Source organism: Lujinxingia sediminis (assembly GCF_004005565.1).
GTDB classification, from domain to species: Bacteria; Myxococcota_A; Bradymonadia; order Bradymonadales; family Bradymonadaceae; genus Lujinxingia; species Lujinxingia sediminis.
Window position 1 is genome coordinate 871,206 of sequence record NZ_SADD01000001.1, and the last position, 23,533, is coordinate 894,738.

Sequence of the window (23,533 nt, forward strand, 5' to 3'; positions counted from 1 at the left end):
GGCGCGACGCCACATCGCCATCCACCTCGATGGTCATCTCGAAGTGCAGTTGGGTGTAGCGGTTGGGGGCTTCGGGCGGTGCGTCGGCGGGGGGCCAGTGGGTCGGTGGCGGAGGGCTCGGGGATGGGGTGTTTGGAGATGGGGCGGAGCGTCGGCGTGTGAGTTCGACTCGGGGCACCGAGACCTTCATCGCCGAACACTCACGCCTGGTCGACGTGTGCCTTCGAGCGGAGCAGAAGGAGAGTTCGAGAAGGCTGCAGAGGGGCTGGGGCTGCTCACCTGGCTCCGGCGCGAGTTGGGCAAATCAGTCCGCTGCACGTTCGCATCAGGGACGGATGCTCCGCGTCCTGGCGGCAGGCCGCCCGTAGATGCCGGGCACAGAGAAGCCGGTCGCGGGCTGAAACGATGTTCGCTGTGCGCTCGCCGGTGAACTTCAATTCTGCGACGCGCTCAAGGGCGTTATCAAAAGCATGTGTCGAGCCCTCTTCGCGTGTGTCGGCCCATGGGGCTTGACCGCGCAGGAGCCCTTGAGCTTTCAGGCCACCGAAGATGCCGGTGCGGTGGGGTCCCTTGCCGCGAACACCGCGTGGGTGGCGGCACTAAAATCGTCGCCTGCAGCGCTGAAACGTCGTGTCAGGGGGTTCCTTTTGGCCAGGAACTCATCTGAGATTAACTTCGCAGTATGCAGGCGCCAACGGCGCGAATGTAGGTGGGGCAGTGATCGCGGCGACGCTTGTCGTAGCCTTACATCGGGGTCGACCTTGCTCCAGGCCGCGTACGAACCTGACGTCCAGTCGATTCCGACGCCATCTTCTCAGCACGCGAACAGGGGCTGGCGACGAGGATGCCATGTCAGGGGGGACCTCGTGCGTTTTGCGAAGGTGTCGGTGCTCCCGGTACCCGTCAGCGAGCATTCGGTGGCGACTGCCATGCAAAGCGTGTCTGTGCGACGAGAGCGACCAGGAGCGTTTGGCGAGCGCTGTTTCCGGCATGTGAGAACCCGAGAAGACTCGGGGGCGTGTCCGTAGTGACGTGAAGGGGCAAGGCTTACAGATTCAGGTGGGGGGGCGTCGGCCATCGCGGTTGGTTCCGGCTGCACCCTGAATGACCGCAATGACGCGGAACGATGATAAGGGGGTTCGCATGGATCCGTCTGAATCCAAGCTCGGGTTTAGCGGGACCTGGTCCATGGCCGTTGGGGGAATGGTCGGCGGAGGGATTTTTTCGACGCTGGGAGTGGTCGTGGGAATCGCTGGCGCATGGGCATGGCTCAGCTTTGTCGCAGCCGGTCTCATTGCGCTGGCTGCGGGCTATAGCTACGTGAAACTGGCCGTTAGTTATGGTGAAGGAGGCGGGGCATTTACCTTTCTGCGTAACATCAACGCAGAGGGGTTTGCAGGCAGCCTGTCGTGGGTTCTCATCGTCGGCTATGTGCTCACCAACGCCGTTTATGCGTTCACCTTCGGGCACTATCTGGGCTACGTCGTGGGTCTGGGGCCCTGGTTTCCCCGCGCGGCCGGGGTGGCGATCATGCTTGTCTTCGTCGCCTTGAATTTGCGGGGTGTGGGCGAGGCTGGCGGCGTTGAAATCATCCTGGTGTGGTTCAAATTGGCCGTGCTCGTGGGCCTGGCCGGGTGGGGGCTCGCCAGCTGGAATCCTTCGATGCTCTCACGAGGCGTGCCAGACGCAGGGATTTGGGCGGCGCTCTTCGGTGCTGCGTCCGTGTTCATGGCCTATGAGGGATTTCAACTGCTGACCTACGATTACGACGACATCCGCAACCCACATACGACCCTTCCCTCCGCGGTGCTCTCGGCGATTGTCATCGTGATTGTTGTCTACGTGCTCGTCGCGCTCGGTACGGCAATGCTGATCGGAGCCGACCAGGTGCTGCAGCATAAGGAGGTCGCCCTGGCGATCGCCGGACGGCAGGCGTTTGGCACGATCGGCCTGGTCGTCGTAACAATTGCTGCTGCGTTTTCCACGGGGTCGGCCATCAACTCGACGCTCTTTGCAACCGCACGCTTGACCTACACGGTCGCTGAGGATGGAGAGCTGCCGGAGGCGCTGGATCACAAAAACGCGGCGGGCATCCCGGACCGAGCCGTGATCGGGCTGGGAACTGTGGCAGCGGCCCTTGCCGCAGTAGGAACGCTCACCACCCTGGTCGAAACCGCGAGCCTTGCTTTCCTTGTCACCTTTGCCATCGTCTGCGGGCTCGCATTCCAAAAGCATGCAGGATCGCGAATCATTACGGGGTTGGGGGCGCTGAGTGCAGCCGCGGCGTCGGTGGCGCTTGTTGTACGTCTGGTTCGAACGGACCCGATGGCGATTGTTTTTCTCGGCCTCTTGATTGTCATCGCCGTATTCGGGCGTCCGGTCCTGCTGCGCCACATGAGAACCAAAAAGAGCGACTGAATCCGCCCTGGTCTTCTCGACACCCTCCTACCGGTTCAACGGGGGAGCATGGAGGTGAACGATGCCCGGTAAACGACCGGACCGACGCGATACCGACGGATTCAAACGCGAGGCGATCCGGCTGGTTGAGCAGGAGGGGATGCCCGGTCCGCAGGTGGCAGGCGACCTGGGGGTGAACGCCAACTTGCGGCATGGCTGGTAAAAAGCGCCGCGAGGAGCAGGGCGATGATGGGACCGAGCCGGAGCATCCGGAGTGGCGGCGTGTGCGCAGGGAGAGTCGCATTCTCAGGGAGAATCGCGAATTTCTAAATGAGGCCGCAGCCTCTGGCGCGATCTGGCAGTCCTTGTCGACCTGGCGTCACGGTGCGTGGTTGGCTGGGAGATTATCACACACACATGCGCCAGGATCTCACTCTTGCCTGCCAGCACATGGCGGAGCGTTGGTGAAGACCCGACTTCGACCAGGGCTCCCGGCGGTGCCAACCATGCTCAACAGCAGACGCAGATGAGGGTGGCGAGGGAGACCTTCGCGAGACGCAGGAGGGATCCCTCATTGCGCCGGATACACTCATGGCGGTGTGCTCTGGAGGTAGCCGTTGTCACCCCAGCAGGTCACCTCACCCGCGTTGTTGATCGCACAGCTGTGATCCCCGCCGGCGCTCACCTGCACGACGTTGTCGAGCTCGGTCGGCACGTCGCTCTGATCGTAGGTGTTCATGCCCCAACAGCTCACTCTGCCATCTTCGCTGAGGGCGTACATGTGGTTGTAGCCGGCGCTCAGTTGCACCACCGTCCCGAGAGATTCGGGCACTGAAGTCTGGCCGTAGTCATTGTTGGCGTTGGGTTGCCCCCAGCAGCTCACGTCATGGTTCTCATTGACCATGCAGGTGTGGGTCTCTCCGGTGCTCACGTGTGCTTCAAAGGGGGGGAGGGCGATGCATTCGCGACCGCTTGTCGGGGTCGGTGGCGTGGATTCCATCTCTCCAGGCGCACAGATCGTGAGCGCTGTGCATTCGCGGTCGCTCGTAGGGGTCGGTGCCACCGACTGATACTCGTCCTGTGTGCACACCGTGAGCGCTGAGCACTCCTGGTCGCTTGTGGTGCTGCCAGGCGACGCGACGAACTCTTCCGCCACGCACTCCGTCCATGCGGGGCAGTCGCTGGCATGGGTCACAGTGCTGAAGGTGCCGCTCGCGCATGGGGCGCACTCCCGGTTACTCGTGGCGGTCGCTTCGGCCCTCATATATTCGCCGGGCGCGCATTCGGTGATCGGGAGGCACTCGGTGCCGCCATCGGCCAGATACTCGCCTGGGCCGCAGTCGAGGACATCTTCTTCACCGACATCAGCATCTTCTTTGTCGCACCCGGCGTCGACATCGGCAGAGCAGGAGGGCCGGGTCGTGCTCCCCTCGCCGCAGCCCGCACCGAGGAGGAGCGATACTAGCGGCGCTGCCGGGCAGCCAGGAGCGCGTCGAGCAGTGCGATGAGAAAGGGGCGAGCCGGCGAAACAGGGGCGTGAGGCATGTTGGAGGCAACCAGGCGAGAGAAGGGGGGCGCGTGGGAAAGAGCGATCAGGAAGGGGATAAGACAAAGTGCCCTTCAGGCTAACGGTCTATCCGTACGCACTCAAGGAGGCTCCTTTCAGAACGCGTCTACCTGCCTTACGCTGGGGTCCCAAAGCCTTCGGTACATTCTCGCCGGTTGTAGAGAGCCGCGCTATTTATAGGGGCGAGCTGTCGAAGCGACTCCAGCCACCGAGCCCGAGCCCTCCCCAATCAGCTACAAGGAGTTTCTCATGCTGCAGTTGACCATGATCAAGCGCGTTCATGACCTATGCTCCCGCGATGAGGGTATCGTGGGTGCCCTGATGTTCGGCTCTTTTGCCATCGACGAAGGGGATGCATTCTCCGACATCGAGTTTGCGATATTTATCCAGGACGAGAGGTTCGATACCTTTCCTCAGCACACATGGCTTCAGCAGATTCATCCTGTCGCGGCCTACTTCATCGATGACTTCGGCCATCACACCGCGCTCTTCGAGAACGGCGTGCGTGGTGAGTTCCACTTCATGCGTGCCTCGGAGATGTCGGTCGTTGAGAGTTGGAAGGGGTACGCGTGGTTTCCGTCCCTGGACGCTGCCGTGGTGCTGGATCGGAGCGGCGAACTCTCGCGATACGCCAGCGTACTTGTGGGGGGGCCGCCTGAGCGCGGGGGGGCTGCGGAGGTGGAGCGGCTCATGCTGAACCTTACGAACCTGATGCTCTTTGGAGCAAACGTGCTCAACCGTGGCGAGTTTGCACGCGCCTGGGCCTTGCTCAGCAGGGCACATGAGTATCTCTTAAAGCTGATCCGCCTATCCGAAGGCACGACTGCGCACTGGCCGACCCCATCGCGTGCGTTGGAGAGTGACCTCTCGCCAGCTACCTACGAGCGCTACGTGACCTGTACCGCCGGCGCACAGCCTGATGAGCTGTTCTCCGCGTACCGGGCATCCTGGACATGGTTCAAAGAACTCGCGCAGGAGCCGAAGAAGACGCTGAACATCACGATCCCTCCTTCGATAGCACAGAAGGTCGACGAGCTTCTCAGCCAGGCGTACTCATCACCGAGTGGCGCCGCGTCTGGCGGATGATCGTGGGTGATGGCGTGGGAAGCCGCGAAGGTGGTTTTGGAGCATACGTTGCGTTTCCAGCGCCTGGATCGACCGCGTTGCCCGAGAGCGGAGCCGCGCTTGCCATGAGGTGCTCCGTAACTTGCGCGCACCACCTGGCGCGGCCCCCCCTGCATGAGCTCTGGCCCAACGACCCCGTCGGCAACCACATCGAGATCTACGCACGCCTGATCGACGCTGAACTCGTCGAGATGCCAGTCGACCAAGAACCGCTCGTCTCAGCGGCGGCCCTCAGTTCATACATGGTGTGAACACCCAGGTTCGTTACGCGTTCATAATGACGCCGATGTCTACTTCGGATGAGACCGCGTCCCCCCCTCCGGGTAGACCACGTGACGAGACGGCGCGAGCTTTCCTCCCCACAGCGCCGTTGAAGCCTCAGGGAGGGGTGCTCTGGAGGTAGCCGTTATCCCCCCAGCAGGTCACCTCACCCGCGTTATTGATCGCACAGGAGTGACGGTGCCCGACGCTGATCTGGGCGAAGGTTTCGGGGGCCGCGGGGGTGTCGGTGATCTGGTCATCATCATCGCGGCCCCAGCAGGTCACGGTGCCCGTGTCGTGGAGCGCACAGGTGTGGAACGTCCCAGCGCTGACCTGCACCACCGGCGCCAGGGACATGGAGCCTGAGACCTGGTTGTAGGAATCGTCCCCCCAACAACTTACCCCACCGGATGCGTCGACGGCGCAGGTATGGAAATCTCCGGCGTCGAGTTGCACAACGTCGCTAAGGCTGCTCGGTACCGTCAGTTGACCTTCGTCGTTATCCCCCCAGCAGGTGACAGTGCCATCCCTTTTGAGAACGCAGGTATGGCGGGTGCCTGCGCTGACGTGCTTTACCGCCGATAGAGAGGCGGGCACGGTGCTCTGGTCGTAGTTGTCGCGACCCCAGCACGTCACCAGGCCATCTTCATCGAGCGCACAGCTGTGGTCTCTGCCGGCGCTGACCTGCACGATTTCGTCAAGGGCTGCGGGCACATCGCATTGGCCATAGTTGTTCATTCCCCAACAGCTCACCTGGCCATCCGTGTTGAGCGCGCACATCGAGTTGTACCCGGAGCTCACCCGGGTCACCGTACCGAGGGAGCCGGGCACGGTAGTTTGACCGTAGTCGTTGTTGGCGTTGGGTTGCCCCCAGCAGATCACCTGGTGGTTTTCGTTGACCATACAGGTGTGTGAGGCTCCCGCGCTCACGTGCGGGCGAAAGGTTGAGGTGCACTCGCGGTCGCTCGTCGGGGTCGGCGGTGTGGACTCACTCTCGCCGGGCGAGCAGACCGTGAGAGGTGTGCATTCGCGGTCGCTGGTGGGAGTAGGGGCTGTCGACTGGAACTCGTCTGAGGTGCACGCGGTGAGCGCCGTGCACTCACGGTCGCTGGTGGGAGTGGGGGCCGTCGACTGGTACTCGTCTGAGGTGCACACGGTGAGCGCCGTGCACTCACGGTCGCTGGTCGGCGTCGGCGGCGTTGATTCAAATTCGTTGGAGGCGCAGACACTCAGGGCGGTGCACACGCGGTCATGTGTCGCATCACCCTCATCGTCGGCGTGTTGGGTGGCGGTGCATGCGGTGCGCGCGACACACTCCGTGGCAGGGTTAGCGTCGTGATCCCAGGTGTCTGCCCCGGTGCCGCAGTGTGTGATCGGGGCCTCGCCGCCGGCGCAGTATTGACCCGACGCGCAGGCGTTGCAGTCGGTCGATGAAGACGCAGATTGGACCGTTCCGGCGGGGCAGACGTCAGGCTCAAGGCACACCGTCTGGTTGGGGCCCGAGGTCGACGTCCCATCTTCGCAAGGCGCGCATTCTCGATCGCTCGTGGGGCTGCCTGCCGCGACCACAAACTCGCCAGCCACGCACATCGTCCAATCCGTGCAGCTTGCTGCATTGGTCTCGGTGCTGAATGTGCCGCTCGAACACGCGGCGCACTCACGGTCGCTGGTGGGGGTGGCCTCCGCGCGAACATACTCGCCAGGGGCGCAGTCATTGAGAGGATAGCATTCGCCATCATCAGCTGCGTATTCCCCGGAATCGCACTCCGGGATGGGGATGCACTCCGAGCCGTCATCGGCCAGGTATTCGTCGGGACCGCAGTCGAGAACATCGTTGTCCTCCACGTCGCTATCTTCACCCCCGTCGAAGGTGGCATCTTCGCCTGCATCGTCTTCGGTGATATCGGCATCTTCGTGCTCGCACCCTGTATCAGCCTGTGGCGAGCAGGGCGCCTGCGCCGTACTGCTTCCGCCGCAGCCCGCACCAAAGAGGAGCGCAATCAGCAGCGCGGCTGGCAACCAGGAGGATGTTGAGACCTGTGATGAGATAGGGGCAATTCGATCGAAGTGGGGAGTGTGGAGCATTTTAAGAACAACCCATCATGAGGGGAGACATCCTGACGTTAAAGGGTCGGACGAGCAGGACATATCCTTGAAAAACTGGATAAGACGATGTGCGACAGAGCATAACGGGCGATCCAATCGGGCTCAAGCGCCGCTTCATCCGATGCATCGAGGGTTCTGTCCGAGGGCAAGAGCGAGCGAGCATCGCCTGCGGTTCATGGTGAGCGTGACGCCCTGTGGCGTGAGGCCTACGACATAATGATGCGATGACAGTTGCGTGAATATGATGACCGGTCTACATTGGTGCCGAACGTGACGATGAACTTTGGTGGCAAGGGAGCTACGCATGAGCAAAGGCGAAGAAACACGCGAGCGGATGATCACGACGGCGACCCGTCTTTTTCAGGCGCAGGGCTATGCGGCGACGGGACTCAAGCAGATTCTCAGCGAGAGCGGCACGCCCCGAGGCTCGCTCTATTTTCATTTCCCAGACGGCAAAGAAGAGCTCGCCGTCGAAGTTGTAGCTCGCCACGGTGAGGACTTCGCGCAGACGTTGGAAGAGGTGATGAACGCCTCGCCAGACGCCGTCACAAGCGCCCGGCAGATCGTCGACCTGCTCGCCAGGGAGTGTGAGGCCACCGCCTGTCAGACCGGCTGCCCGGTGGGGGCCATTGCCTTCGAGATGGCCAACACCTCGGAGAGACTTCGTAAGGCCACCCGCGAGGTCTTTGAGCGATGGAGCGGCATCCTCGCCAGGCGCTTGAGCGCCGACGGCATCTCTCCCGACGACGCTCGTCAACGCGCGCGCGCCGCGATTTGCGCGATCGAAGGGGCGCTCGTGCTGACTCGCGCGTACGGCGATGCCAGCATTCTTCACGACCTTCGGGAGAGGCTTCCCGCGTTGCTTTCCGACTGAGCTTTCGTTTCGTATCGCCCGCGCGTTGCCTAACGCGCACAAAACCGGCCCGTAGAGAGGCCTCTTTCTTCTGGAGATGATAATATGATGACCGGTCTGCATTTTGATATTGTTCTTGTGACAGGAGCCACTGGATTTATCGGCCGCTGGTTGCTCCTCGAACTCACAGCGAATGGGGTCGAGGTGTGCGCGCTGATCCGCAACCCCGAGGCGCGTCTTCCGGAGCTGCGCGCATGGGTGAACGCGAGGGGAGGGGATGGCGCAAAGCTGCACGCTGCGGCCTTTGATTTGAGCGATCCTGATCTCGGCCTCAATGATGAAGGCCGTACCTGGCTTGCGCGTGCCGAAGCGGTCTACCACCTGGCTGCGCGTTTCGACTTTGGGATGCCACTGGAGGCCACGCGCCGCGACAACGTGGAGGCATCGTCGCGTCTGGTGGAGCTCTTGGCCGGCAGCGCGCGCCTGCGGCGGCTGGTGCATCTGAGCGGCTACCGGACCGAAGGAAAGGAGGCGCGAGAGCTGGATGTGAATGACGCCCGTGCGCTCTCGCGCTTCTACCGGGCGCACGGCGCCTACGAGGGCTCCAAGGTGGAGGCCCACTACCGCGTCGCCGAGGTTGCTGCGAGGCATGATGTGCCGCTAACCCGCATCAGCCCTGCCTCTGTGATCGGTGACAGTCGCAGCGGTGAGACGACGCAAGAGCTCGGCCTGGCCGAGACCCTGCAGCGTTTGCACGCCCGCCAGCTACCGGTGCTTCCGGGCAACCGCGAGAGCTGGCTGCCGGTCATCGCTGTCGACACGCTCGCTGCACTGCTCGCCAGGGTGCCCGGCGACGCCGATTCACTCGGTGGACATGTGGTGGTCTTGGATGAGCGCACGCCAAGTCTGCGCGAGCTCATCGCGCTGGCCGCTCGCCATATGAATGTGCCCGCGCCTCGCTTTTCGGTGCCGGTGGGGATCGTGCGCTGCCTGCCGATGGCGCTCACCGGGGTGCACCCGGAGGCGCTGACCTTTGTGAGCAGCGATCGCTACGACGCGCGGCCCGTCACCGCGCTTGCGTCTCGAGTCGGCGTGAAATTGCCGGACATCGAGACGAGCCTGAAGCGATGGATCGACTTTCTGGTGGCGACAGACTTCGGGCAACGCGAGCCTGATGGGCGCGCGACGACACAGCGGGCGGCGTAAACGACCGAAACCCGATGCGAGGTTAGGGCGGAGACGTTAAGCTACCGCCAGCACACAGGAGCCTGCCAGGCTCCGACGAAGCCTGGGTGGCTCAGGCCACGACCTCGCGGTCCGGGGGGAGGGTGCCGCAAGCGTTGTCGGCCGGCTATCTTTCGTAGGATGCGTCTTGAGGCGCTACTTCTCGCGCTATGACTGGCGCTCAGGTTGGTCGTGATGGTCGAGTATCTCCCCCTTGTTCAGTCGATGGTTCACTACAGCCTGCATCTACTCGCGCCCGGGCTTATCGCCTGGATCTTCTTTCGGAAGCAGTGGAAGAAGGCGTGGCTGATCATGCTGGCGACGATGCTCGTCGACCTCGACCACCTCTTCGCGTGGCCAGATGTATTTGTGCCCGATCGGTGTGGGATCGGATTTCATCCGCTGCATTCGTATCCGGCGATCGCCGTGTATGCGGTGGGATGCTTCTTTCGCCCGCTGCGCATCGTCGCGGTCGGACTCCTCTTCCACATGGCACGGATTTTCAGGATTGCGTGTGGATGCGGTGTCTGGGTTCGATTTGAGGCTGGAGGACTCTGGATGAAAGGGGGGGGGGCGCATGCATCGGGGGCATGTACGTCATAACGCGCGCGTGAGCTGGCGTGGGTGTATGAGGCCAGCACCGACGTTTGCTATCGTGTCGTGGTACGCCAAACACATCCGGCTGGCACGACAGAAGAGTTCATCATGAGGAGAGCGTTTATGAACGCCCTGCGACACATCCTGCTGATCGTTTCCCTCTTGCTCTCGCCGGGGTGTGGAGGCGCGTTCACCTCCACGATTGTGCGAACCGACGGCGCCACGTTGGAGACCGTTCCGAGCTGCGTGACCCTGGGCGCCGACGGCATGCGCATGTTGCGTGGCACGGGTTTGGGAGATGGCATTGCGGCGAGCAACGTGGAGACGATTCGCAGCCACGCGGGGATGGAGTCGGTTGGGATTGGCACCACCGCGGTGGTCCTCGGAACGGCGTTGATGATCTGGTTTGCCTCCGACCAGCCCCGATCTGGGACGACGTGGAGACTTGCAACCGGGGGTGCGCTCGCTGGTCTCGGGCTGATCAACGCCATTGTGGGTGGGGTGATGTGGTCGCGATCCGCCAGCGCGCTCTCAAGCCTGTGTCATCCCCGCGCCACCATCCCTCGCTAGCGCCGACCTGCATCCGAGGGGAAGTTTCCATATCGGATCGGGTGGCATTCTCTTCCGGTCTTTCGGGGTGGAAACGCATGGTTGTGCGTGCTGAATGCAATTGAGTTGCAATTGTGTTTGTTGCAGTGCAGCGGTGATGCCAGAGATGCTCTCGCTGGCTTCTGAGTATGTTGACTCGAACCAGGTCCGGAATGACGTTGCGCCAGGGTGACGCGCCGGGGGCCGTGAACACGGGGAAGATCATATGCGTTTGGATTGGCTGATCATTGGCGGGGGGATTCATGGTGTGCATATCGCGGCGCGCTTACTCGGGGAGGCGAGGGTCTCGGCAGACGCGCTGCGGATCATCGATCCGGCCGATCGTCTCCTGATGCGCTGGCGGAGCTGCACCAGGATCACGGGGATGACCCATCTGCGCTCGCCGGTGGTGCATCACCTCGATCTGAATCCCAGGTCCTTGAAGCGCTTCGCCAGCGACTACCGGAGCACCAGCACAAGGACGTTCGCGCCGCCTTACGATCTGCCAGCGTTGGGTCTTTTCGATGCGCATTGCGACCAGGTCGTAGAGACCTTTGGCCTTGCTGAGCGCCACATCCAAGAGCGAGTCGTCGGCATGCACATCGGTTGCGAGGGCGTCTCGGTGCGTCTCTCGGGAGGGGACGAACTCACGGCCGGCAACATTGTGCTGGCTATCGGAGCGAGCGAGCAACCCCGGCGCCCGGCGTGGGCGCCGACTGAAAGTGAACGTGTTCAGCACGTCTTCGAGGAGGGGTTTGATGCGTGGCCCTGTGAGGCTCGCGAACGTGTAGCGGTGGTGGGTGGAGGGATATCCGCGGGGCAGGTCGCTTTGCGACTTAAGAAGGAGGGCCACGATGTGCATCTGGTCTCGCGACATGCGCTGCGCCAGCATCAGTTTGACAGTGATCCGGGCTGGCTCGGCCCGAAGTTTATGTCCAGCTTTGGCCGCGAGCCAGATCTCGATCGGCGCCGTGCGATGATTGTGGAGGCGCGCCACCAGGGCTCGGTACCGCCGGATATCGAGCGAGGACTGCGGACGGCCCTCGCTCGCGAGGAGATACGTTGGCATGAGGGCGAAGTCGAAGGGCTAGCCTCCAAGGAGCGGGCGCTCAAACTTCGACTCACGACCGGCGAGTCGCTTGAGGTGCAGCGGGTGCTTCTGGCAACCGGTTTCCGGTCGGAGCGACCCGGCGGAGCGATGCTCGACGAGCTGATCGCCTCGGCATCGTTGCCCTGTGCAGACTACGGCTACCCCATCGTCGATGCCTCGCTTCGCTGGCATCCGAGGGTTCATGTCTGCGGCCCCCTGGCGGAATTGGAGTTGGGGCCTGCGTCACGAAACATTGCCGGTGCTCGGCGGGCTGGCGATCGGCTCGTTTCGGTGGCGCGTGCGCAGCGTACGACGGGTCGGTGGCAGGCGTGCGTGAGCACACGAGGCATTGACCGAGGGGGGGCGGGCGCACACCTCAACGACGCCACCTGCCTTCCGAAAAAAGTCGCGGCACACATTCAAACGATTCAGCGCTCGTCCTCAACATCCTCACATCGAAACACTCTCCCCGTGCCGCTGTAGAGGTTGTCTTCCAGGACCAGCGTGTCTCGAAGCACGACGTTGGCATCGTAGGTGGTCGCAGCTTCATTGCGCAGGTAGACGTTGACGTCGTTGGGCTCACGGAACCAGTGGTTGTTTGTGGTGACATGACCCACTTCCGGGCCGTCGGGCTCGGCGTTGGTCATCCGTCGAATGGCGATTCGTTCATCGCTGAGGACAGGTTGGGGTCACGCAGGCTGCGCTGGCACAGATGAGCGTGAGGAGAACAAGGGTAATCATAAGGCTTTTCATGGCTTTATTCCGGGTCATCGCATGGTGTGTTGGGTGAACGTATCAGCTCAATATTTCCATCACAATGACGTTCAAACATACGTTCGCAGAGATGGGGATGGGAGGGAAGGCTCCGTGTGTGGCCGACGTGAGTGCGAAGATGCCCCTGCTTGTTGTGTGCGGGATGAATGGTAGGTACGTTGCGTTACGTTTTTTCACCTCAGGTCGCTCATGCGGCGCTTTGTTTTTTTCCGGTGCTTCTCCGACACGTCTGCGGCCCCCTTCGCCGCAAAAGGTAGTTCATGATCTGGTCGCGTGCGTTTCGATCGTTCTGCTCGGTTCTCATCGTTGCGGGTGTGTCTGCGAGCTTCATCTCAGGCTGCTCAGGTGACCCTTCAGATGCTGAAGACGTCGTCACATCGGTACAAACGACGCCGATCGACGGGTTGTTGCTGCTCTCTTACAACTCAGTAAGTGAGCATATCGCGCTGTTGGACCCCTCCACCGGGAAGATGTCGCCGATGTACGCCATGCGCTCGGCGGCCGGCGTCGCTATCTCGCCGGACAGCTCGCGGGTGGCTTATGTCGATGACTTCGGAATCACGATTGCGCGCGTCGTCGTCAACGGCAGTGGTCCTATGCTGGTGGAGGAAAAGAAGTTCGCGCAGACGCGAAACATCATGTCGCAATGGACTCTGCGCTGGACCCCCGATGGGCGAAGGCTCGTGTTTGATGACGGTTTCATCGATCCCGATCAGGAGATCGTCTATCCGTGCCCGGGCCTTGACCCGCTGCGAGTTCGCTACGCGACGGTGATTCCGGGCAGCCATGACGTTGTCTGTCAGACGAATTACACGCTGCGCCGCGATGACCAGATCATCACCTCCGGGGCCTTTGGCTTCCCAACCTCCGATGGGCAGCTGCTCCAGAACGGAACCGTCGTCGCTCACGGTGCGCAGCCGGTGCCCCTACCCGAGGTTGGCGCCAACACCGTCCCTGCCTTGCCGGAGGGCTCGTTTGCGAACTTTCCGCCCGGTGTTCACGGCAAGTACATCGTTGAAGAGGCCGCAGGGTTCGTGACGCTTTATAAGGTCGAGGAGAATCTCGGTGCGCCTGCCGACGGCAGCGTGATCTCCACTGGCGTCGAAGTGTCCGGGGCGTCCAGCGGCGCATCTGAAACCTGGCCATTGGCGGAGGCGTTGATGCCCTGGTTCACCGACGGGGAGGGCCGGCGCTTCACGCATCTGGGAACTTCGCCGGATGGGGAAGAGGTCTTTTACGGGATTGTCTCGTATGTCATTGAGTCCGATCTCACCACCAACGTGCTGCGGGAGACTCCCGTGGAAGGGGCGCTGGTGGGGATCCGTCGCGACGGGACCTCGCGCGGTTTTCGGACCTCGACTCTGGGGCGCACGACCATCGCTGGCGGTGGCCTGCCGGATCCCGGTGAGAGGTTGAATCAGATTCCGCCGCATCTGATGCCGGGCCTGGTCATGTCGTTTGGTAATGGCGACACGCTCGTTGCCATCGATATCGACATCAACGGGCGTCCCGACTCCTGGATTGGATGGCGCGGTGGCGAGCCGTGGCTTGGCGAGCGCATTGGCATGGTGTCGCCCGATGGCCGCGACTTTGCGACGGTTGTCGACGAGGGGACGACGGTGCCGCGCAAGCTCTGCGTTTCTCGGATCTCCGAGGGCCTGCGCACGCAGTGCCTGGACGTCCCTTACGACTTCACGCACGCCCGCGTGCTCGGCATCGTGGGCGTGGGGAGCGATGCAGGTTATGCAGGCGACGCGCCGCGCATCCTGCATACCTCGCGTGCTGCGGCGTATCCCGGATCGACCGTGGAGGTCTTTGGCGTGCGCTTTGGTCAGAGTGGGGAGTTGTTCATCGGGGACATGGCGGTCCCGCAGTCGGCGATCACGGAGTGGACCTATCGCCGCATTGCGTTTGTGATGGACGCGGCGATGCCCCTGGAGGGGCCGCTGATGGTTCGCACGGACGCCGGCGATAGCGCGTCTCAACGCGAGTTCTGGCTCCATCGCACCACGCAGGTGCAGACCCCCTTTGACGATGTTCCCACGGGCCGGGTCGCGCTTGGTCAGGGACTCAACGCGCTCGAACTCGGGTCGCTCACCGAGTTCGAGTTTCAAACCGAAGGTCATCGGCGCTGGGTGCTCTCGCAGGACATGCATGACGATGAAGGACATTACTATGCGTTTGCTGAGGGCGCTTCGGAGACCTACCAGGACAGTACCCGGCTGGTGAGTGGCGACTACAGTCGCGAGATGTTCTTTGAGCATGGCACGGGTTTAAGTGACGACTCGCGCTGGCAGCCGGTGGCCCTGCAGTATCGCCAGCCCGGACTGCCGACGATCATCGCCCGCGAGCTCGGAGTGCTGCGTGCGCTTGGCCCCAACGGGCGCTTTATGGTTCCCCGGGAAGAGCGCGTTCTGCTGGTGGAGCCCTCGACTCAGGACCGCTGGTCCTTCTCGCGTCCTGTGGAAGATGGCAGCGGGATCTGGCGGGTGCGCGAAAACCGCGGATTTCCGTCGCGTCTGCTGCGTCAGACGGGCTGGAATCGGATCGAGCAGCCCCCTGAGATGCGTGCGGAGTACGCCCAGGAGGTCACGTCTTTGCCGATTGGCATGTCGGCCGTGGAGCAGGCCGGCGATGTGATGATCACGACCGGAAGCGTCGGCGGCGTGGGCGCCTACGCGATGAGCAGCGACCGGGGCGCAACGTTTGGGGAGCCCGTCGCAGTGCCGACCGTTGCAGGGCAGTTGCGAGAGCCTATTCGGGTGCACGCTTCAAGCGGCACGTTTTTCCTGGTGTTTAGCAGCCCGACGAATGCGCCCGGCCTGAGTGGGGTGCACGTGATCACGCTCGATGGAACGTTCATCGAGCTCGTCGGAGATCTTCCGAACGGACAGCTCGGGGGCGGGCTTTCGCCCGATATTCGACCGCTGACCTATGCGGAGCGCGAGGGGGAAGTGCTCGTCTATTTTCCGCAAACGAATGTGCTGGTTCGTGCCGACCTCTCCGACTTCTCGCCAGCCGCCAACACGGTCTCCTGGGAGGTCGTGCCGAGTGCTGGGGCCGACGAGCAGGTGGTCAGTGTGTATTACGATGAAGATAGCCAAACCTTCTACGCGCTCCTGGACGATGGCACGGTCATGAGCGCGAGCGAGGACTGGAGCGCTTGGTCAGGCGAGGACTTCGGGGTTGATCTGGCGCTGCCGACGCAGGTTGTTCCGCGCGGTCTGGGTCGCATGAGCGATGGCCGGTGGTTGATCGAGGCCAGGCTCTTTGACGCGCGATCTGGTGCGGCACCGCAGACTCCAAGCCCGCTGCGTCAGGAGGCGTTTCTGGTTTCTCCGCTCTGAGTCCGGCGGTGTGATGCTCGACCGTCGATACACCAGGTGCAATCGCTTGTTCACGTCAGCCTGCACCGGGCTCGCGCTCGGGATTCTCTTCCACATGCTTACGGGGTTTAAGAGTTGCGTGTGGATATCGTGCTTGACCCACATCTGATGGTCGACGACGAGCAGCGGTGTCAGGTTGGTGAGTTTAGTTGTCATAATGGTGATTATCGTGGGCGCGTCGTCTGGAGGGTTGCTCAGGTCGTGCCCAGGGTCAGCACAAACACGCTGTCCTCAAGCGCATGCACGTCATGGGGGAGGTCTCTGCCCAGGGGCAGAAGGTTGCCGGCCGCCAGCTCCACCTGGCGATCGGGAAGTTGCAGGCGCAGTCTGCCGCTCAGGCAGTGGATGGTCACCGTGGCGCTGGCGTGGTGCTCAGCGATGGTGCGGTCGCCGGCCAGGGCGATGATGACCACGCGAAGATCCGGGGTGTGTACGAGGGTGCGCGCGATCTGGCCTTTGCGCTGGTAGAGGTCGTCGGCTCGGAACTCAGCGGCGAGGTCGTTGAGGTCGATAAGGTGTCCGCTATCGGGAGCGTTCAGGCTGCTCATGGTGTCCTCCATAGTGGTGTGCGTAATAAAATCTACTTGAGGGGATTAAATTCGAGGCTAGTCTGGGCAAGGGGGTAGCGCATCGCTTCGTTGAGAGCCAGATCGGCTGCTGGCGTTCGTCTGAAAACCCATGTGCAGGTGTGGACCATGCTAAGACCCGTTACTCCCAAAGTTGAAGAGCGCCGCGAGCGCTTCTCGATTGCCGATATCAACCTGATGGTGCACACCTTCTACGCGCAGGTGCGCGAGGATGACGCGCTGGGGCCGATCTTTGATCGCCGCATCGACAGTTGGCCCGAGCATCTGGAGCGGATGGTGTTCTTCTGGCGCGCGGTCTTGCGCTCCGAGCCCACCTTTACGATGTCGGAGCGTGGGGCGCCGCCGGTGTTGCACTGGTCGATGGAGGAGGTTGAGCGCCACCACTATCAGCGCTGGCTCTCGCTCTTCTCGGAGTTGGTTGAGGGCATCTACGAGCCTGACGACGCCGAGCAGGTGTTTGCAGCGGCCAGCCGCATCGCGGAGGCTTTCTCGCTTTATCTGCCTGCGGATGCGAACGAGGGTGAGCCATGAGCACGGAGGGGTTGAGCGATTCGCGGCGAGTCGTTCTGGATGTGTTGCGCCGGCATCGGGCCTCCACGATCGATGCGGTGGTCGAGGAGTCGGGGCTTTCCAAGACGGCGGTGCGGGCGCATCTGGTGCGTCTGGAGCGGGACGGAGCGGTGGAACGTACGTCGCTGGAACTTGAGGGGCCGGGGCGGCCGCCAGTCGCGTTCTCGCTCACCGAGCAGGGGGCTGCGCTTTTTCCGAGCAGCGACGCGGCGATGCTCTCCGGGCTGCTCGAGTACCTGAAGGGGCAGGGCGCCGGTGAGCTTGTGGAAGGGTATTTCGCCGAGGTCTGGGCGGGTCGAGCGATGGATGTCTTGGAGGAGCTTCAGGCCCCGGACTTTCGGAACTCGCCGCTTGTCGAGAGGTTGCGGGCGTTGGAGGCGGTGCTCAAGCGTAGCGACTTTATGCCGCGGATTGAGCGTGAGGTGGACGGGAGCGGCACGGAACACGTGCGCGTCTGCGAGTGCAACTGCCCCCTTCCGGCGGCGGCGCGGGCCGGTCGCGCCCCGTGCCGACTCGAGGTTCAGTTTCTCTCCGAAGTCATCGGTGCACGTCCCTCGTCGGTGCAGATTTGCACAAAGCGCCGGGAGCCCTGCGTCGTTGAGTTTGAGTTCTAGAGGTAGCGCTGGCGCGTGACGGTACACTCAGCCCTCCGGCACGGTATCCATGAGGAACTGAAGCGTCCGGCGCAACTCGCCGCGCATCGCTTCGACGCGTTGCGCCGCACAAAGTTGGAAGAGCATCATCTCGAGCCGAGTCTCCAGCGCCTCCAGGGTAGTTTGAGCGCCGGAGGATTCGGTGTCTTCATCGTCGAACATCGCCCGCAGGGTGTTCACCCGGGCGATCAGCTCTTCGCCATCCAGCATATCGATGAACTCCAGATCGCGCAGGAGGTGCAGGGCGAAGGCTCGTTGTTCCGACGAGAGTGCCATCCGAGGTTCCTGCAGGGCCCTTGAGCCGGGTTTGGATCAGGGGAGTTGCGAGTCTGGGCTGAAATCGTGAAGGTTCCGGAGAGTTAACGCAACTGCACGTCAGGCAACGCTGTCGGGCCTGGCGAAGGCTGCGCGTTTGGTTTTGGAGCTGTGCGGCACAGGCTCAAAAGGAAGTAAGATGAAGAACACCGGTGATGTGAATTCTTATCTCGAAGATGGTTGCGGGCGTTGTCAGCACTACCAGACCCCCGAATGCAAAGTGCATCAGTGGGCTGATGCTCTGCGGGCTATCCGTGAGCTTGTTCAGAGCACGGAGCTCGACGAGCAGCTTAAGTGGGGGTCTCCCTGCTACTCGCTGGATGGGCAGAATGTGGTGATGATTGGCGCGTATCGCGACAACTGCGTGTTGAGCTTTTTGAAAGGCGCGGCGTTGCCAGACCCGACGAACATTCTGGAGAAGCCGGGGCCCAACACCCGTTATTCGAGGGTGGTGCGATTTCGGTCGGTGGACGAGGTCAGGGAGCGTCGCGAGGCGCTGACGCAGCTGCTCTGCACGAGGCGAACATTTTTGAGCGATCGGGTCAAGAGGTGCAGGTTGACGTCAGCGCTCGCCCTCTCGGCTCGCACCCCGAAGCGCCGCTCCGATGGCGGACGGACCTCCGGGGTGCAGAGACGCTCAGGCCCAGGCGGCGCGAAGTCGTGCTCCAAAGGCCTCTCGTTCGTCATCGGAGAGCGCGGCGTACGCCTGTTTCGTACACGTGAGGCGAAGGCGGTTGACGCTGGCAAGCGCAGGGTCGACCGAGGTGAGAGGCGCGTTTACGTCGAGCGACTGGAGGGAGTCCGCTGGCAAGGGCGGCAAGGCGGGGAGCGCGTCTCCGAGCACCACGTGCTCGAGTGCCGGGGCTTCAAAGGTCTTCGGGAGCTTTTTGAGGGGGCCGAAGTTCTCGAGTTCGCGTAGCTGCGGCCACGACACGTCGGGAAGCTTTTTGACCTTGCCTCCCCGAATCACCAGCGCGCGAAGGTTGGCGTGCTGCGCCAACCCGACTGGAATCTCGGTGAGAGGAACCATGTCCGTCTCAACGCGCTCAAGCGCAGCGAGTGTGTCGAGTCCGTCCGGAAGCACCTTGAGCTTCTTGGTCCAGACGAGTCGAAGGGTCTGCAGTGCGGTGAGCCCTGATAGGTCCGGGAGGTGAGTGATCGGGGCGTTGACGATCACGAGAGTGCGAAGGTTCGGTAGCGAGCCGAGGTCTTCAGGGAGAGACGCGATCTTTTTGCCTTTGATCGTCAGCTCTTCGAGAGCTTTTAGTTGTCCAATCCCGTCCGGAAGCGCGGTGACTTTCTCATCAACGAAGAGCGTGCGAAGCGTCGAGATGCGATAGACGCCTGGCCAATCCGCGAATTGACTCGTTTCGATGCGCACGCTGCGCAGGGACGTGAGTCGGGCGATCGAATCGGGAAGACGGACCGCTTTTTTTGCGAAGTCGGAGATTCGAATCGACTCGGCGTCGTCGACCAGGCCGGTCGCGATAAGCTCGTCGAGGTGCTCAGTCGTGCCCGCGGGGCTAAACGAGAGTTCGCGGATGCTCGGGTACCACAGAAGCCGAGTGCCTCGCGGGATTTCGGGATTGCCCTCGGGCGGATAGACGAAGACGAATGGCGGAAAGGTCATGCGTTCCTCGGGATGCAGGGACAGAAAAGCTGGGGGTGAGGAGAAAATATTACGTGAGCCCGAATCCGGGCTCAACTCCGGCGCAATGGCTCGATGGGGCTGACGACGTTCTTCGATGTGCACGACCCGTGTCGACGTCCTGCCGAGGCGCTGCCCGGCCGTGGCCGGTGCCTCGGAGCTCGGGGGAACGCTGACGACAGACAGGCCTGACGGGTGTGCAAGCAATTTCGTGTACGACCCTTCGGCTCTTCTTAACTATCCGCGCGGCCTTCCCACGGAACGTAGTTTGGAACGCGGTCTTGAAACGTCAGTTCAAGCTCAGAGCGAATGGCAGCCCAGTCGCTGCGGGGTAGCTTGAATCCGTCGTGAATCTCACGCAGCTTCAGGGTAATCAGACGCAGAGCACTGTCGTGATTGGGGAAGCTGCTCTTGGTTTTGGTGACTTTGCGTATCTGGCGGTGGAGGTTTTCGACCATGTTTGTGGTGTAGACCATCCGCCGCAATGCGTAGCCGTAGGTCCACAAGTTCTCCAGGTGAGGCAGGGCATTTTTCCACACATCGCAGAGGTGGGGCTCTTTTCGACGCCACTTCTCCTGGAGTTGTTGCAGCGCAAACTTCGCTGCTTCGAAGGAGACGGCCTGATAGATAGCGCGTACATCGGCGGAGGCCTCCTGGCGTAGTTTGCTGGGCACATAGCGCATGCTGTTGCGAATCAGATGCACCACGCAACGCTGGAAGCGAGTCTGCGGGAAATTCGTGGCCACGGCCTGCTCCATCCCGCTGAGGCCGTCGGCGCAGAGGATGAAAATGTCCTCCACTCCTCGCCGCTTCAGGTCGAGCAACACTTGATGCCAGAAGCTCGCGCTCTCCGATTTCTGCCCTTCGCCGGCCATCCAGACCCCGAGAATCTGGCGGATTCCCTCGCAGTTGTAGCCTACTGCCGTGTAGACCGCGGTGCGCTCAACACCGCTCTCGTGGCGTGTATTTACATAGAGGGCGTCGACAAAAATACAGGGCCAGACTGCCTCCAAAGGACGGTTTCGCCACGTAATAAGCTCCGGCTCAACCCTGGCAACCACCCGGCTCACCAGTCCGTCGTCGACCTCGATATTGTAGAGTTCCTCAATATGATGGTGAATGTCTCGCTGCGACATACCACTGGTGTAAAGCGAGAGAATCTGTCCGGCGATAGTCTCGCTGAGCTGCCCGTGCTTGGGCACAACCCGGGGCAAAAAGCTGCCTTCCCGGTCCCGCGGCACCGAGATGGGCACCTCCCCAAATTGCGTCTTTAAGACCTTGCTTCCATAACCATTTCGCCGGTTGCCAAAGCGCAGAGCCTCACTCTCGCGCTCCCCCCATCCGTAGCCCAGATGATGCTCCTGCTCGGCCTCCAACATGAGCTCCACGAACCTCCCCAACAGCTCTGACATCGGCGAAGAGCTCACGACCTGACCCAGCGTCATCTGCTCTCTGGCAGCCTCACGGGCCATCGGCCGTAACAACTCCTCAAGCGCTTCGGGGAGCATCCGTTCATCAGCACTTCTTCGGCGACCACCACGGCGATTCTTCGTCATGACCAACTCCAAAAATTGACCAGCTTTGGATTAGAACATGCCGTACACAGAAAGTCTTACACTCCCGGCCTGACACTCACCGGGTGCAGTAGCCTGCCTCATTCTTTCTCCGGGGCCCTCTCAACCCGCACATCTCGCCGCATATAAGACGGTTTACGATGAGAAGGGAGAGGCTCCCATGCCTTTCTCGCGTTATTTACAAGGTCCATGGGGCAAGAACACGAGATCACGAGAGCCGTCGGTGCTCGGGCGGTGTAGCCTGTGCCTCGGGGGCTCGTGTTTTTTGTGTCAACACCCCGTGTCCGGTGCTGTGGCTCCGGGCTCAGGACAAGGTGAGCGGCATGACCGAAATGATGTCTGCACCTGGAGCGATGCTCCTCTATCACGGCACCCGTGCCGCGTTGGCGCCGGGGGAAACGATCCTGCCTGTCGGCGACTTCGCGTACTTCAGCCCGAATCTCGACGCCGCGATCTGGGCGGCAGAGCTTGCCGAGGGGGACCACAACGCTCGCGTCTACCGGGTGGCGGTGAATGGGCCGATAGAAGACTCCTCGCGGCTGGACGGCTACACGGCGCCACCTTATCCGGCGATGTCCTGGCGTACCCGGGAGCCGCTCACGGTGTTGAGCGAGGTGGTCGAGTGGAATCACTACCATGGGACGCGGGCACCTTTATCTGCCGGTGACCTGATTGAGCCCGGCCACGCCGCCAACTTCGGAGCGACGCCTCGCCGGGCGAACTTCGTGTACTTCACTCGAACCCTCGATGCGTCCATCTGGGGCGCGGAGCTCGCGGCCGGTGAGAGCAGGTCGCGCATCTACCTCGTGGAACCCACCGGTCCCTTTGAAGACGACCCCAACCTGACGAACAGGCGCTTTCGCGGCAATCCGACCCAATCCTTTCGTTCGCGAACTCCCCTGCGCGTGGTGGGTGAAGTCGAGGCGTGGGAAGGGCACGATCCGGAGGCGGTGCGGGCCATGAAAGAAGGGCTGGCACGTCTGGAGCGCTCCGGTGTTAATCCCGATGACGATTGAAGGCAGTAGGGGCGACGAGGCGACGGGGAAAAGGGCTGTCTGATTGGCCGTGCCGGGCTCTTTGGGCGGAGGTTCTTCGTTTAACGGCCGGTAGCCGGAGCGCATCGTGTCCAAGTAGCGGCAGTGGCCCGCGCGGCCGGGTTGCTTGAGTGTCCACAAAAAGGGCGGAACTTCAGGGGTGGCATCACCCGCATCCGTGGGTGTGGGATCGGCCAGGCCCCGGGGCACAGGTGACTCCATGGCTCAGGGGCATCGGGCGCGCGATGCGCCGGGCCCGTCTGGGATGTCAGCTCTGAGTGAACCGACATGAAGCGCGACGAGGCGTTTCCTGATACCAGGAGTAGCGATATGGGACGTGTAAGCGGAAAGAGAGCCCTTGTGACCGGCGGAGGTTCGGGCCTGGGGGCTGCGCAATGCGAGATGTTGGCGAGCGAGGGCGCCCAGGTGGTCGTCGCGGATATCAATATGGACGGAGCCAGCGCGGTGGCCGAGAAGATCAAAGGCGCCGGCGGCCAGGCGCTGGCGCTCTCGCTCAACGTGACATCGGAAGAGGAGTGGGCCGAGGCGGTCGACGCCACCGTGGATCATTTTGGCGGGCTTGAAGTGGTCGTGAATAACGCCGGTATCGCCATTCCCGCCAACGTCGAAACAACCACCATGGACATCTGGCGTAAGACCCTGGCGGTGAACCTCGACGGCGTCTTCCTCGGGACTCGCGCGGCGATCGGGTACATGAAAGATCACGAAGGGGGCTCGATCATCAACATCTCCTCCATCGAGGGCATCATCGGGGAGCCGGGGGCAGCGGCGTACAACGCCAGTAAAGGAGGCGTGCGTATCTTTACCAAGTCCGCCGCGCTGCACTGTGCGGACGAGGGGTACGCCATCCGCGTGAATTCAGTACATCCCGGCTACATTCTGACGGCGATGGTGTCTGGAGCGGTGGCCCAGCTGCCACAAGACGAAGCAAAGGCCTTCCAGGATCGCATTCTGGGAGCGATTCCCCTGGGGAGGATGGGGGAGCCGGACGAGATCGCCTACGGCGTGCTTTTCCTGGCCAGCGATGAATCGAGGTACATGACGGGATCTGAGTTAGTCATCGACGGTGGCTACACTGCACAGTGATGGCGACCTCCGCGACGTGGGCCTCAACCACGGGAGCGCGTTACAAAAGGCTGCTCCGCCCTGGTTGGCTTGCCCGT

The 23,533-nt window shown here is 62.3% G+C and carries 21 protein-coding genes and 1 pseudogene; 15 read left to right on the plus strand and 7 right to left on the minus strand.

Annotated features, from left to right (window positions below; translation table 11 throughout):
- The first annotated feature begins 1,143 nt into the window (after positions 1 to 1,143).
- Both EA187_RS03560 and EA187_RS20265 read left to right on the plus strand, forming a co-directional pair.
- Entirely contained in the window at positions 1,144 to 2,418 is a 1,275-nt protein-coding gene (locus EA187_RS03560; RefSeq protein ID WP_127779196.1) for an APC family permease, read from the plus strand.
- Between the two features lie 61 nt (positions 2,419 to 2,479).
- Complete coding sequence (locus EA187_RS20265; RefSeq protein ID WP_164855944.1) at positions 2,480 to 2,620, plus strand: hypothetical protein; 141 nt, start codon at positions 2,480 to 2,482, stop codon at positions 2,618 to 2,620.
- A 366-nt stretch (positions 2,621 to 2,986) separates the two neighbouring features.
- Here EA187_RS20265 and EA187_RS03565 read toward each other — a convergent pair whose 3' ends face one another.
- Complete coding sequence (locus tag EA187_RS03565) at positions 2,987 to 3,553, minus strand: RCC1 domain-containing protein (protein ID WP_164855945.1); 567 nt, start codon at positions 3,551 to 3,553, stop codon at positions 2,987 to 2,989.
- 30 nt (positions 3,554 to 3,583) lie between these two features.
- Between EA187_RS03565 and EA187_RS20270 the strand changes: the two genes are divergently transcribed.
- Positions 3,584 to 3,862: a hypothetical protein gene (locus tag EA187_RS20270; RefSeq protein ID WP_164855946.1), complete on the plus strand. Its 279-nt coding sequence runs from the start codon at positions 3,584 to 3,586 to the stop codon at positions 3,860 to 3,862.
- Between the two features lie 351 nt (positions 3,863 to 4,213).
- The gene (locus EA187_RS03570) at positions 4,214 to 5,050 is read left to right on the plus strand and encodes an Lnu(F)/Lnu(G) family lincosamide nucleotidyltransferase (protein ID WP_127779198.1); all 837 of its coding nucleotides are present in this window, start codon (positions 4,214 to 4,216) and stop codon (positions 5,048 to 5,050) included.
- Between the two features lie 417 nt (positions 5,051 to 5,467).
- Here EA187_RS03570 and EA187_RS03575 read toward each other — a convergent pair whose 3' ends face one another.
- Complete coding sequence (locus tag EA187_RS03575; RefSeq protein WP_127779199.1) at positions 5,468 to 7,435, minus strand: hypothetical protein; 1,968 nt, start codon at positions 7,433 to 7,435, stop codon at positions 5,468 to 5,470.
- 325 nt (positions 7,436 to 7,760) lie between these two features.
- Between EA187_RS03575 and EA187_RS03580 the strand changes: the two genes are divergently transcribed.
- The 5 genes from EA187_RS03580 to EA187_RS03600 all read left to right on the plus strand — a co-directional run bounded on the left by EA187_RS03580 (position 7,761) and on the right by EA187_RS03600 (position 12,291).
- Positions 7,761 to 8,330: a TetR/AcrR family transcriptional regulator gene (locus EA187_RS03580; protein WP_115602873.1), complete on the plus strand. Its 570-nt coding sequence runs from the start codon at positions 7,761 to 7,763 to the stop codon at positions 8,328 to 8,330.
- A gap of 84 nt (positions 8,331 to 8,414) precedes the next feature.
- Positions 8,415 to 9,515: an SDR family oxidoreductase gene (locus EA187_RS03585; RefSeq protein ID WP_127779200.1), complete on the plus strand. Its 1,101-nt coding sequence runs from the start codon at positions 8,415 to 8,417 to the stop codon at positions 9,513 to 9,515.
- A 213-nt stretch (positions 9,516 to 9,728) separates the two neighbouring features.
- Entirely contained in the window at positions 9,729 to 10,136 is a 408-nt protein-coding gene (locus tag EA187_RS03590) for a DUF6122 family protein (protein ID WP_206524175.1), read from the plus strand.
- A 117-nt stretch (positions 10,137 to 10,253) separates the two neighbouring features.
- On the plus strand, positions 10,254 to 10,700 hold the full coding sequence (locus tag EA187_RS03595; protein ID WP_127779201.1) for a hypothetical protein: 447 nt from the start codon (positions 10,254 to 10,256) through the stop codon (positions 10,698 to 10,700).
- Between the two features lie 244 nt (positions 10,701 to 10,944).
- A complete protein-coding gene (locus EA187_RS03600) occupies positions 10,945 to 12,291 on the plus strand; it encodes an FAD-dependent oxidoreductase (RefSeq protein WP_127779202.1) in 1,347 nt (448 codons plus the stop codon).
- Here the strand turns inward: EA187_RS03600 and EA187_RS03605 are convergent.
- Entirely contained in the window at positions 12,237 to 12,455 is a 219-nt protein-coding gene (locus EA187_RS03605) for a hypothetical protein (RefSeq protein ID WP_127779203.1), read from the minus strand. The genes EA187_RS03600 and EA187_RS03605 overlap by 55 nt on opposite strands.
- Positions 12,456 to 12,986: 531 nt before the next feature.
- Here EA187_RS03605 and EA187_RS03610 point away from each other — a divergent pair.
- On the plus strand, positions 12,987 to 15,929 hold the full coding sequence (locus EA187_RS03610; RefSeq protein ID WP_127779204.1) for a TolB-like translocation protein: 2,943 nt from the start codon (positions 12,987 to 12,989) through the stop codon (positions 15,927 to 15,929).
- A 233-nt stretch (positions 15,930 to 16,162) separates the two neighbouring features.
- Here EA187_RS03610 and EA187_RS03615 read toward each other — a convergent pair whose 3' ends face one another.
- Complete coding sequence (locus EA187_RS03615) at positions 16,163 to 16,516, minus strand: cupin domain-containing protein (protein ID WP_206524176.1); 354 nt, start codon at positions 16,514 to 16,516, stop codon at positions 16,163 to 16,165.
- A gap of 147 nt (positions 16,517 to 16,663) precedes the next feature.
- On the opposite strand from EA187_RS03615, the gene EA187_RS03620 reads away from it, so the two are divergent.
- The gene (locus EA187_RS03620; RefSeq protein ID WP_127779205.1) at positions 16,664 to 17,086 is read left to right on the plus strand and encodes a group III truncated hemoglobin; all 423 of its coding nucleotides are present in this window, start codon (positions 16,664 to 16,666) and stop codon (positions 17,084 to 17,086) included.
- A complete protein-coding gene (locus EA187_RS03625) occupies positions 17,083 to 17,739 on the plus strand; it encodes a helix-turn-helix transcriptional regulator (protein ID WP_127779206.1) in 657 nt (218 codons plus the stop codon). Before EA187_RS03620 ends, EA187_RS03625 begins: the two co-directional genes overlap by 4 nt.
- Positions 17,740 to 17,766: 27 nt before the next feature.
- Here the strand turns inward: EA187_RS03625 and EA187_RS03630 are convergent, their stop codons facing one another.
- A complete protein-coding gene (locus EA187_RS03630) occupies positions 17,767 to 18,054 on the minus strand; it encodes a hypothetical protein (RefSeq protein ID WP_127779207.1) in 288 nt (95 codons plus the stop codon).
- Positions 18,055 to 18,232: 178 nt separating this feature from the next.
- Between EA187_RS03630 and EA187_RS21115 the strand changes: the two are divergent.
- Positions 18,233 to 18,589, plus strand: a pseudogene (locus tag EA187_RS21115) (DUF1801 domain-containing protein); the annotation flags it as partial.
- A 141-nt stretch (positions 18,590 to 18,730) separates the two neighbouring features.
- Here the strand turns inward: EA187_RS21115 and EA187_RS20725 are convergent.
- Entirely contained in the window at positions 18,731 to 19,723 is a 993-nt protein-coding gene (locus EA187_RS20725; RefSeq protein ID WP_241250156.1) for a leucine-rich repeat domain-containing protein, read from the minus strand.
- Positions 19,724 to 19,974: 251 nt separating this feature from the next.
- Positions 19,975 to 21,297, minus strand: a complete 1,323-nt coding sequence (locus EA187_RS03645; RefSeq protein ID WP_127779210.1) for an IS256 family transposase — start codon at positions 21,295 to 21,297, stop codon at positions 19,975 to 19,977.
- A 371-nt stretch (positions 21,298 to 21,668) separates the two neighbouring features.
- On the opposite strand from EA187_RS03645, the gene arr reads away from it, so the two are divergent.
- The gene (arr, locus tag EA187_RS21035) at positions 21,669 to 22,331 is read left to right on the plus strand and encodes an NAD(+)--rifampin ADP-ribosyltransferase (protein WP_127779498.1); all 663 of its coding nucleotides are present in this window, start codon (positions 21,669 to 21,671) and stop codon (positions 22,329 to 22,331) included.
- Between the two features lie 348 nt (positions 22,332 to 22,679).
- Positions 22,680 to 23,456 carry a glucose 1-dehydrogenase gene (locus EA187_RS03655; protein ID WP_127779211.1) on the plus strand — a complete coding sequence of 259 codons (777 nt, stop codon included), beginning with the start codon at positions 22,680 to 22,682 and terminating at the stop codon, positions 23,454 to 23,456.
- Positions 23,457 to 23,533: the final 77 nt, after the last annotated feature.

Excerpts from the sequence above, each read along its gene's own strand:
- EA187_RS03590 (WP_206524175.1), top strand. The coding sequence starts at position 9,729 with ATGGTCGAGTATCTCCCCCTTGTTCAGTCGATGGTTCACTACAGCCTG.
- arr (WP_127779498.1), top strand. The coding sequence starts at position 21,669 with ATGCTCCTCTATCACGGCACCCGTGCCGCGTTGGCGCCGGGGGAAACG.
- EA187_RS20725 (WP_241250156.1), bottom strand. The coding sequence starts at position 19,723 with ATGACCTTTCCGCCATTCGTCTTCGTCTATCCGCCCGAGGGCAATCCC.
- EA187_RS03620 (WP_127779205.1), top strand. The coding sequence starts at position 16,664 with ATGCTAAGACCCGTTACTCCCAAAGTTGAAGAGCGCCGCGAGCGCTTC.
- EA187_RS03630 (WP_127779207.1), bottom strand. The coding sequence starts at position 18,054 with ATGGCACTCTCGTCGGAACAACGAGCCTTCGCCCTGCACCTCCTGCGC.
- EA187_RS20270 (WP_164855946.1), top strand. The coding sequence starts at position 3,584 with ATGGGTCACAGTGCTGAAGGTGCCGCTCGCGCATGGGGCGCACTCCCG.
- EA187_RS03645 (WP_127779210.1), bottom strand. The coding sequence starts at position 21,297 with ATGACGAAGAATCGCCGTGGTGGTCGCCGAAGAAGTGCTGATGAACGG.
- EA187_RS03575 (WP_127779199.1), bottom strand. The coding sequence starts at position 7,435 with ATGCTCCACACTCCCCACTTCGATCGAATTGCCCCTATCTCATCACAG.
- EA187_RS03655 (WP_127779211.1), top strand. The coding sequence starts at position 22,680 with ATGGGACGTGTAAGCGGAAAGAGAGCCCTTGTGACCGGCGGAGGTTCG.
- EA187_RS03600 (WP_127779202.1), top strand. The coding sequence starts at position 10,945 with ATGCGTTTGGATTGGCTGATCATTGGCGGGGGGATTCATGGTGTGCAT.
- EA187_RS20265 (WP_164855944.1), top strand. The coding sequence starts at position 2,480 with ATGCCCGGTAAACGACCGGACCGACGCGATACCGACGGATTCAAACGC.
- EA187_RS03560 (WP_127779196.1), top strand. The coding sequence starts at position 1,144 with ATGGATCCGTCTGAATCCAAGCTCGGGTTTAGCGGGACCTGGTCCATG.
- EA187_RS03585 (WP_127779200.1), top strand. The coding sequence starts at position 8,415 with ATGATGACCGGTCTGCATTTTGATATTGTTCTTGTGACAGGAGCCACT.
- EA187_RS03570 (WP_127779198.1), top strand. The coding sequence starts at position 4,214 with ATGCTGCAGTTGACCATGATCAAGCGCGTTCATGACCTATGCTCCCGC.
- EA187_RS03605 (WP_127779203.1), bottom strand. The coding sequence starts at position 12,455 with ATGACCAACGCCGAGCCCGACGGCCCGGAAGTGGGTCATGTCACCACA.
- EA187_RS03595 (WP_127779201.1), top strand. The coding sequence starts at position 10,254 with ATGAACGCCCTGCGACACATCCTGCTGATCGTTTCCCTCTTGCTCTCG.
- EA187_RS03615 (WP_206524176.1), bottom strand. The coding sequence starts at position 16,516 with ATGAGCAGCCTGAACGCTCCCGATAGCGGACACCTTATCGACCTCAAC.
- EA187_RS03625 (WP_127779206.1), top strand. The coding sequence starts at position 17,083 with ATGAGCACGGAGGGGTTGAGCGATTCGCGGCGAGTCGTTCTGGATGTG.
- EA187_RS03580 (WP_115602873.1), top strand. The coding sequence starts at position 7,761 with ATGAGCAAAGGCGAAGAAACACGCGAGCGGATGATCACGACGGCGACC.